11 protein-coding genes and 1 riboswitch are annotated in these 8,326 nt (G+C 72.4%); of the genes, 7 read left to right on the top strand and 4 right to left on the bottom strand.

What is annotated here, in order from left to right:
- Both IO20_RS41680 and IO20_RS0130860 read right to left on the bottom strand, forming a co-directional pair.
- The coding region (locus IO20_RS41680) for an acyl-CoA dehydrogenase family protein (protein ID WP_245685116.1) at positions 1 to 111 on the bottom strand (111 nt) is incomplete at its 3' end.
- Between the two features lie 126 nt (positions 112 to 237).
- The gene (locus IO20_RS0130860) at positions 238 to 921 is read right to left on the bottom strand and encodes a ScbR family autoregulator-binding transcription factor (RefSeq protein WP_030555946.1); all 684 of its coding nucleotides are present in this window, start codon (positions 919 to 921) and stop codon (positions 238 to 240) included.
- Positions 922 to 1,034: 113 nt separating this feature from the next.
- Between IO20_RS0130860 and IO20_RS0130855 the strand changes: the two genes are divergently transcribed.
- Complete coding sequence (locus IO20_RS0130855) at positions 1,035 to 2,000, top strand: ScbA/BarX family gamma-butyrolactone biosynthesis protein (protein WP_342668806.1); 966 nt, start codon at positions 1,035 to 1,037, stop codon at positions 1,998 to 2,000.
- A gap of 14 nt (positions 2,001 to 2,014) precedes the next feature.
- Positions 2,015 to 3,001, top strand: a complete 987-nt coding sequence (locus IO20_RS0130850; protein ID WP_030555942.1) for an NAD-dependent epimerase/dehydratase family protein — start codon at positions 2,015 to 2,017, stop codon at positions 2,999 to 3,001.
- Positions 3,002 to 3,113: 112 nt separating this feature from the next.
- On the opposite strand, the gene IO20_RS0130845 is transcribed toward IO20_RS0130850, so the two are convergent.
- Both IO20_RS0130845 and IO20_RS0130840 read right to left on the bottom strand, forming a co-directional pair.
- A complete protein-coding gene (locus tag IO20_RS0130845) occupies positions 3,114 to 3,287 on the bottom strand; it encodes a CsbD family protein (RefSeq protein ID WP_030555940.1) in 174 nt (57 codons plus the stop codon).
- 184 nt (positions 3,288 to 3,471) lie between these two features.
- Positions 3,472 to 3,726 carry a hypothetical protein gene (locus IO20_RS0130840; RefSeq protein ID WP_030555938.1) on the bottom strand — a complete coding sequence of 85 codons (255 nt, stop codon included), beginning with the start codon at positions 3,724 to 3,726 and terminating at the stop codon, positions 3,472 to 3,474.
- Positions 3,727 to 3,873: 147 nt separating this feature from the next.
- On the opposite strand from IO20_RS0130840, the gene IO20_RS0130835 reads away from it, so the two are divergent.
- From IO20_RS0130835 to IO20_RS0130815, 5 genes are all read left to right on the top strand, one after another.
- Positions 3,874 to 4,545, top strand: a complete 672-nt coding sequence (locus IO20_RS0130835; RefSeq protein ID WP_245685115.1) for a TetR/AcrR family transcriptional regulator — start codon at positions 3,874 to 3,876, stop codon at positions 4,543 to 4,545.
- Positions 4,546 to 4,780: 235 nt separating this feature from the next.
- The gene (locus IO20_RS0130830; protein ID WP_037631190.1) at positions 4,781 to 4,987 is read left to right on the top strand and encodes a cold-shock protein; all 207 of its coding nucleotides are present in this window, start codon (positions 4,781 to 4,783) and stop codon (positions 4,985 to 4,987) included.
- 58 nt (positions 4,988 to 5,045) lie between these two features.
- A riboswitch (cobalamin riboswitch) is annotated at positions 5,046 to 5,252 on the top strand.
- 67 nt (positions 5,253 to 5,319) lie between these two features.
- Positions 5,320 to 6,405 (top strand): ABC transporter substrate-binding protein, encoded by a 1,086-nt coding sequence (locus IO20_RS0130825; protein ID WP_030555934.1) that lies wholly within the window; start codon positions 5,320 to 5,322, stop codon positions 6,403 to 6,405.
- Positions 6,402 to 7,448 carry a FecCD family ABC transporter permease gene (locus tag IO20_RS0130820; RefSeq protein WP_030555932.1) on the top strand — a complete coding sequence of 349 codons (1,047 nt, stop codon included), beginning with the start codon at positions 6,402 to 6,404 and terminating at the stop codon, positions 7,446 to 7,448. The genes IO20_RS0130825 and IO20_RS0130820 overlap by 4 nt, the downstream gene beginning before the upstream one ends.
- Positions 7,445 to 8,293, top strand: coding sequence for an ABC transporter ATP-binding protein (locus IO20_RS0130815; RefSeq protein ID WP_030555930.1), 849 nt, complete (start codon positions 7,445 to 7,447; stop codon positions 8,291 to 8,293). The genes IO20_RS0130820 and IO20_RS0130815 overlap by 4 nt, the downstream gene beginning before the upstream one ends.
- The last annotated feature ends 33 nt before the right edge of the window (positions 8,294 to 8,326 follow it).

The following is an 8,326-nucleotide window of genomic DNA, read 5'->3' as shown; positions in this document are numbered from 1 at the left end:
GTCGACCGCGGCGGCGAACGGCACGATCTTCGCCTCCGCGAGAGCACGCACCGACTCCCGGAGCATGTCGTGCTCCTCGGAAGGCCGATACAGGTCGAAGTCCTTGCCCATGATGTGGAGCTCCCCTAGACGCTTGTGGCACTGAGTACCCTCAGCAAAACACACTCAGTGCCATGACGCCAGAGCGCCCCGACACTGTTCCGCGTCGGGGCGCTACAAAGACCGTTCGGTCGGTTTCTATTGTTCGGAAGTCTCCGCGAGATATCCCTCGTCCCTGCGGAGCCGGTTCGCGTCGTATTCGGCACCCAGCTGCCGCGCCCGCTCCTCCGTCATGTCCAGACATGTCAGGAGGGCGGGAGTGCAGATACTCGGCAGGAAATGCTGGAGAAGCACCGAGACCCGATGGGCCAGGTCGCTGCGGTCGCACAGGATCTGGGACATCGCCTGAATTCCGGAGAAGGCACCGGAGAACAGTTCGGCGGTGTCCGTGACGTTCACATGGACCAGAAGCTCACCCCGGGCCTTCGCGACCATCAGGATCTCCGACACCTGGTCGATCCACGCCCGGAAGGGAGCGGCCCGGTCGACCCCGGTGGCGCCGCTGTCGAGCGCCAGGGCGACGCTGGCCCGCACGAGCGCGTCACGCTGCAGACGGTGGGTCAGCAGAAAGGCCTGGTCCGCCAGCTCCTGCAGCTTGACGGCCTGCGGCGCCAGCGGGACGTCGAGCATCTGGGCGTCGAGCACACCGAGGGCGAGGTCTTCCTTGGACGCGAAGTGGAAGTACAGAGCGCCCTTGGTCACCCCGGCGCGCACCAGGATCTCCCCGATGGTCGTCCGTTCGTAGCCGCGCTCCGCGAACACGGTCGCGGCCGATTCGAGGATCATCTGCCGGGTCCGGATTGCACGCGCTTGCTGCGCCAAGGCGCCTCCTGCTGTCTCGCTGTCTGTGCTCAACGTGTGACGTGATGCATTGAAAAGAAAACCGCGCTGTACGTATTCTAATCGGGGCGGACGCACCGCCCGGGGGCGCGGGGATGCGAGGGGGATCCATGGATCAGAACTGTCGAGGAGCGACGACACACGTCCCCGGGGAGTTCGTTCACCGAGCGGACCCCGCGGACATCATCCCCACGGGCTGGACCCAGCTGCGGGAGAACCGATTCTCCGTCTCCGCGCGCTGGCCTGCCGAGCATCCCTTCTTCTCTCCGGTGGCAGGGGACCGGCACGACCCCGTACTGGTGGCCGAGACGATACGCCAGGCCACCATGCTGATAGCTCATGCCGAGTTCGGGGTACCCGTGGACGACCAGTTCGTCATGTGGGGCCTCTCCTACACCGCCGACCCCGATGCGCTCACCGTCGACGGACTCTCCTCCGACCTCACCGTCGACGTCGTCTGCTCCGACCTCAGCAGCGGCGGCGGGCGGCTGCGCGACCTCCGCACCACCGTGGTCCTCACCCGCGACGACCGCTTCCTCGGCACCGGCAGCGCCCTGGCCCGCTGCACCTCCGCACCTGCGTACCGCAGGATCCGCGGCGCGCGGATGGCCGCGCTCGGCCGGCCGGTCCCGCTGATCCCGGGTGTCGCCCCGCACCTGGTCGGCCGCGAGCTCACCAAGGACGTCGTCCTGGGACCGGGCACCCGCCCCGGCCAGTGGCAGCTGCGCGTCAACACCGCCCACCCCACCCTCTTCCGCCGCCCGAACGACCACGTGCCCGGGATGGTGCTCCTCGAAGCCGCCCGGCAGGCGGCAACCCTCACCGTCGGCGCCGGCGCCTTCCTGCCCACCGTCATGGACGTCTCCTTCTCCCGCTACGCCGAACTCGACAGCCCCTGCTGGATCGAGACCGAGATCGTGTCCGGCGTCGACCCCTCGACGACCAGCGTCCGGGTCATCGGCCACCAGGACGGCCACCGGCTCTTCCACTGCATGCTCACCTCCCCCTGCCGGGAACTGGCGGTGGCCGGAGCCGGCCTCGACACCCGGCTGGCGGGCTGAACCGGGACGGGCCGATGGGCCCCCGCATGCTGATCACCGGCGCGACCGGATTCATCGGCGGCCGGGTGGCGGCCATGGCGTCGTCGTTCCCCGGCTCTTCCTCCACGCCCTCCCCGGCCTCGTCGGCGGAACCCGCGTACGTGCGGCTGCTCGCCCGCCGCCCGCCCACCCCGTCGGGCGAGCGCGGGGGACCGGAGACCGAGACCGTCCAGGGCGACCTCCGCGATCCCGACTCCCTGCGCCGCGCCTGCGCGGGCATCGACGTCCTGGTCCACTGCGCCTCGGCGATCGGCGTGGACCCGGAACTGGCCCGCGCGGTCAACGACGAGGGCACCCGAGCCCTGGTCGACGCGGCCGTGGACGCCGGGGTGACCCGCATCGTGGCCCTGAGCACCGCCTCCGTCCACGGCCGGGGCCCCTTCCGGGCCGCCGCCCCCGGCACCCTGCCGCTCGCACCCGTCTCGGCGACCAGCCGCACCCGGGCGGCGGGCGAGCGGTACGTCCTGGACGCCGGCGGGACCGTCCTGCGGCCGCACCTCGTGTACGGCACCGGTGACCGTCAGCTGATGCCCGGCCTGGTGCGGCTCCTCGCGGCCCTGCCCGCGCCGCTCGACGGGGGAACCTCGCTGCACTCCCTGATCGACGTGGACAGCCTGGCGCGCGCCCTGCTCGGCGCGGCGCTCTCGCCCCGTACCCGGCCGGGGCCGTACTACGTCGACCACCCCGAGCCGGTACCGGTCACGGACCTGCTCGCGGCGGCCGAAGGCCTGCTCACCCGGCGACGCGGGGCACCCCGGGGGCCGGCGGTCGACATCCCCACGGCCCGCGCGCTGCTCGCCGGAGTGCCCTTCGCGCAGCACCACCTCGACATGCTCGCCACCGACCACTGGTTCGCCGACGACCGCCCCTGGCGGGAGCTGGGCTGCGATCCGGGGCCGGGCTTCACCGAGGGATTCGCCCGCCACGCCCCGTGGTACCGCACGCGGTTCGACGCTTCCTAGCCGATCCGCGCGGTACGGCGACCTCTGCGCGTACGGGTGCGGCGGGCGGACCCGCCCACCCGGGTCCGCCCGCCGCTTCGTGTGACTGCGCGCGACTTTCGGTACGACGCTCCTAGTGCTTGGTCGCGTCCTTGGCCTTCTGGCCCGCCTGCTTCATGTCGCTCTTGATCTGCTCGGCCCGCCCCTTCATCTCCAGGCTTTCGTTGCCCACAGCCTTGCCCGTCTCCTCCTTGGCCTTTCCCTTGGCCTTATGTGCGGCGTTCCTGGCCTTCTTAACTGCGGACATCCCGCACCTCCTGTTCGAGATCTTCCCTTTTGTCGACTGCCCCGGGATACGGGAAATACTCCGGGAGCGGTGGTGGCAGGAGCGTGCCCAACGGCCCGAGGTCGTCGAGGGCGGTCAGCCCGGCAGCGCACCGGCGCTTCCGCGACGATGACGGCGTTCGGGGCCTGCCTCTCCGACGGTTTCACTACCCGCCACCGTCCCGCCCGCGCGGGTACGGTTTCCGCTGTTCCTCGCGGCCGAGCCCCGCGCCCTGCCGTTTGGCGGCGATCCCGCGCTCGTCCTCCGTGGCGGCCTTGGACCGGTGCAGCGTCGCCTCCTCCGCCTGGCGCCGCGCCTCCGCGTCGCCGCTCTCGCCCTCGGCCTGGGACGGGGTGGTCCGAGAGGGTGGCTCGTGCGGCTGATCCCGGTCGCTGTCGTGACGCCTGCCGTGGTGGCTCATGGCTCTCTCCCTGACACTGCGCGTGTGCGCCCCGGCCCTCGGGGCGGCACAGTGCCGCTGCCCGGAGGTGACCGGCTGAAACGGGGGTGGGCGGGGCCTGAGGTGTCCATACTCCGGACAGCGCCCCGTGGATAAAGTGGGGGCACGATGACACGTTTTCGCGAGAGCGTTCGATCCCTGCTGCGCCAGCAGGTGCTCGACGCCGCCTACGGCCTCGTCGCCGCCGATGGATGGGGTGTGCTGCGCATGACCGCCATCGCGCGGGCCGCCGGCATCAGCCGTCAGACCCTCTACAACGAGTTCGGCTCGAAGGAGGCCATCGGCAACGCCCTGGTCCAGCGCGAGCTGGAAGGCTTCCTGCTCGGCATCCAGCGTGAACTGGACGCCCACCGGGGTGAATTGGAGAAGGCGGCTGCCGCGGGGGTCGGCTACACGCTCCGCCAGGCGGTGGAGAATCCGCTCATCAAGAGCGTGCTCCTCGCCGCGCGGGGCGGCGAGGACGACCTCCTCGCCTACCTGACCACCCGCCCGGAACCCGTCTTCGGTACGGCGATGGCGATGCTCGACGCATACGCCGTGGAGGCCTGGCCCGACGTGGACGAGGAGTCGCGCGGACTCGCGGTCGAGACGATCGTGCGGCTCACCGTCAGTCACATCGTGCAGCCGGTGGACTCGCCGGAGGAGTCGGCGCGGCGCATCGCCAGGATCACGGCGAGGATCGCGTATCCCGGGCGGCAGGGGTTGAGTGGCGGGGCCGGGCGGGCCCCTAGGCCCACTGCGGCGCCTGCGGCGTCTGAGGTCCCCGGGTCTGGCCCCTGAGGGTAGGGCGAGGCCCGATGTCGGACACGGGGGATCTCCGGCACCGGGCCTCTGTTGAATATTGTACGAGACTCTGCCCGTGCTCCGTGCACGCGGCCGTCCCGGCGGGGCGGGCCCCTTCCCGTGACGGGCGAAGAGCGGGCCGGTGGGGTAGAAGTCCCCTGAGACGCGGACGCGGCCCGACGGGCGCGATTCCCCCCTCGGCCGCGTCGCCGGTGACGACGAGGAGGCCGCCGTGGAAGGCAGAAGCAAAGGGTTCGTGCAGTCCTTCAACCGTGCCGGCGGGTACGGATTCGTCCTTCCCGTGGGCTCCGAGGAGCAGGTCTACTTCAGCGCCGTGGACATCGAGGGGGAGGAGCGCTCGCTCTCCGAAGGGCAGCAGGTCTCCTTCGTCCTCGTCCTCGGCGACGGCCGCTTCGAGGCGAAGGAACTGCGCGTCTGACGCGCCACGCGGCACGGCCGCGCCACCGGCGGCGCCCCCGGGCGGGGGACACCGCCGGTGGTACTGTGCCGAGGCCAGTCGCACCTTTGTACGCACCCGAACGGGTATGTGCACGGGTCAGGGAATCCGGTGCGAAACCGGAACTGACGCGCAGCGGTGAGGGCGACGGGCGGAGCATCGGCCACTGGGCGGCACGACAAGCCCGGGAAGGCGCTCCGTCCGGCTGACCCCGAGTCCGAAGACCTGCTGGCGGCCCCGGCGGCACGCTGCCGTACGGGGAGCACCCTTACGACAGGCTCCGCGTATGAGCCGTGGCCGCAGAGGAAGTTCCCGTGCCGCTCGCACACCCCGCCCGTTCCGCCGTGCTGTTCCTGGCCGGCGCCCTGCTCCTGACCGCGACAGGCTGCGGCGGCGGATCCGCCGACCCGGGCGCGAAGAACCCGCCCGCGAAGAACCCACCCGCGCAGAACCAGGCCGGAGGCGTCGGGCAGGGGTACCCGGTGACCTTCGACGACAACTGCGGCCGACGGGTCACCGTCGACCGGTCCCCACGGCGGGCCGTCGCCCTCGACCAGGGAGCGGCCGAGATCCTGCTCTCCCTCGGTCTCGCCGACCGGATGGTGGGCACCGCCACCTGGACGGACCCGGTCCTGGCGGGCCTGGAGAAGGAGAACGCGAAGGTGCCGCGCCTCGCCGACCGCTACCCCTCCTTCGAGAAGGTGCTCGACACCGAACCCGACTTCGCCGCCGCCTCCTTCGCGTACACCCTCGGCAAGGGCGGGGTCGCCGACCGCGAGCGGTTCGAGAAGCTCGGCGTCCCCACCTACCTCTCGCCCACCGACTGCGTCGGCAAGGACAACAGCGGCGACGGCGACGGCGTCCGCACCCGGCCGCTGACCATGGACACGGTGTACGGCGAGATCCGCGACCTGGCCCGGGTGTTCGGCGTCCCGGAGCGCGGCGAGAAGCTCGTCGGGCAGCTGAAGGCCCGCGTCACGAAGGCGACTTCGGGCGGCGACTTCACGGACGCCAGGGTCCTCTACTGGTTCTCCGACGCCGAATCGCCCTACATGGCGGGCTGTTGCGGTGCCCCCGGCATCGTCACCAACGCCCTCGGCGCGAAGAACGTCTTCGACGACACGCGCGCCGAGTGGCCCCAGGTGAACTGGGAGACGGTCGCCGACCGCGACCCGGACGTCCTCGTGATCGGCGACCTGACCCGCCGCGCGCAGTCCGCCGAGAGCGCGGCCAAGAAGATCGAGTTCCTGGAGTCCGACCCGGTCACCCGGAACATGACGGCCGTACGGAAGAAGCGGTACGTCCTGCTCCGCGGCCAGGCGATGAACCCCACGATCCGTACCGTCGAGGGCGTCGAGAAGGTGGCGGCGGCCCTCCGCTCGTACGGTCTCGCGAAGTGACGGCGCCCGCGTCGGGCGGGACCGTGCGCGCGGGGGTCACGGCGCCGCTGTGGACCGCGGCCGGTCTCGCCGTCCTGGCGGTGTCGGTGGCCGTGGCGATCACCATCGGGCCGGCGGACATCCGCGTCGGCGACGTGTGGTCCGTGGTCGCCGCCCACCTCGGTGGCGAGGCCGCCGAGGTCTCACCGATCCGGGACGGCATCGTGTGGGACCTGCGGCTGCCCCGCACCCTCCTCGCCGCCGTCTGCGGCGCCGGGCTCGCGGTCTGCGGGGCGGTGATGCAGTCGCTGCTGCGCAACCCGCTCGCCGACCCGTTCGTCCTCGGCGTCTCCTCCGGAGCCTCCACCGGCGCGGTCGCGGTCGTCGTCCTCGGCGTCGGCGGGGGCGTGCTCTCCGTCACCGGAGGGGCGTTCATCGGGGCGGTGTGCTCCTTCGCGCTCGTCCTCCTCCTGAGCCACACCCTCGGCGGCTCCACGGACCGTGTGGTCCTCTCGGGCGTCGCCGCGATGCAGCTCTTCTCCGCCCTCACCTCCTTCGTCGTGATGACGGCGGCGGACGCCGAGACCACCCGCGGCGTGCTCTTCTGGCTGCTCGGCTCGCTGGGCGGCGCCGACTGGGGCGACGTCGCGGTGTGCGGCGCGGTGCTCGCGGTGTCCCTGCTGATCTGCGGCGGATACGCGAGGACCCTGGACGCGTTCGCGTTCGGCGAGGAGGCCGCCGCGTCCCTCGGCGTCGCCGTCGCCAGGACCCGGCTCGTCCTGCTGTGCGTCACCGCCCTCCTGACGGCCGCCCTGGTCTCCGCCGCCGGGGCGATCGGCTTCGTCGGACTCGTCCTGCCGCACGCGGCACGGGCCCTGGCCGGGCCGGGGCACGCCCGGCTGCTGCCCGTCACCGCCGTGACGGGGGCGGTGTTCCTCGTCTGGGCCGACACGCTCGCGCGGACGGTCCTCGACCCGCAGGAGGTGCCGGTGGGCGTGGTGACCTCGCTGATCGGCGTACCGGCGTTCGTCCTCGTCCTCTACCGCACCAGGAGCAGCCGATGAGCGCGGACACGGAGACAGGCGCGGACGCGGGCACGGGTACGCAGACGGGTGCACGCGCCGGGCTCCGCGCCGACCGCGTCTCGCGCACCGCCGGCGGCACCCTCGTCCTCGACGGCGTCAGCCTCACCCTCGCGCCCGGGACCGTGACCGGCCTCCTCGGGCCCAACGGTTCGGGCAAGTCGACCCTCCTGCGTCTCCTCGCGGGCGTCCTCGCCCCGGACTCGGGCGTCGTCACCCTCGACGGCGACCCGCTCGGCGCGCTCGGCCGCCGCACGGTCGCCCGACGCCTCGCCACCGTCGAGCAACAGGCCGACACCCAGACCGATCTGTCCGTCGCCGACGTCGTACGCCTCGGCCGCGTCCCGCACCGCAGGGCCTGGGCGCCCCCCTCGGCCGCCGACGAGACCGCCGTCCGCTCGGCCCTCGCCCGCACCGGGCTCACCGACCGGGCCCGGCAACCCTGGCGCACCCTCTCGGGCGGCGAACGCCAGCGCGTCCAGATCGCCCGTGCCCTCGCTCAGGAGCCGCGCGAGCTGCTCCTCGACGAGCCCACCAACCACCTCGACGTCCAGCACCAGCTGGACCTCCTGTCCCTCGTCGCCGAGCTGCGCCTCACCGCCGTCGTGGCGCTGCACGACCTGAACCTGGCGGCGATGTACTGCGACCGGCTCGTGGTCCTGGCGCGGGGCCGCGTGGTGGCCGCCGGCGCTCCGGGCGAGGTCCTCACCGAGGAACTGATCGCCGAGGTCTACCGGGTCCGGTCGGCGGTCACGCGGCCCGAACCGGGCGGACCTCCGCACATCCGCTTCCTGGGTACGGTGCCGGGCCCCGCCGCAGGGGAGTGAGACGCGGAACCGGCCCCCGCCTGTCCTCGGCGC

The sequence above is a fragment of the Streptomyces exfoliatus genome (assembly GCF_000725545.1).
Taxonomy (GTDB): Bacteria; Actinomycetota; Actinomycetes; order Streptomycetales; family Streptomycetaceae; genus Streptomyces; species Streptomyces exfoliatus.
The sequence above is the reverse complement of the archived record's forward strand: the minus strand, read 5'-3'. Positions and strand labels throughout refer to the sequence as shown.

Excerpts from the sequence above, each read along its gene's own strand:
- IO20_RS0130855 (WP_342668806.1), top strand. The coding sequence starts at position 1,035 with ATGCGAGGGGGATCCATGGATCAGAACTGTCGAGGAGCGACGACACAC.
- IO20_RS0130850 (WP_030555942.1), top strand. The coding sequence starts at position 2,015 with ATGGGCCCCCGCATGCTGATCACCGGCGCGACCGGATTCATCGGCGGC.
- IO20_RS0130845 (WP_030555940.1), bottom strand. The coding sequence starts at position 3,287 with ATGTCCGCAGTTAAGAAGGCCAGGAACGCCGCACATAAGGCCAAGGGA.
- IO20_RS0130840 (WP_030555938.1), bottom strand. The coding sequence starts at position 3,726 with ATGAGCCACCACGGCAGGCGTCACGACAGCGACCGGGATCAGCCGCAC.
- IO20_RS0130835 (WP_245685115.1), top strand. The coding sequence starts at position 3,874 with ATGACACGTTTTCGCGAGAGCGTTCGATCCCTGCTGCGCCAGCAGGTG.
- IO20_RS0130815 (WP_030555930.1), top strand. The coding sequence starts at position 7,445 with ATGAGCGCGGACACGGAGACAGGCGCGGACGCGGGCACGGGTACGCAG.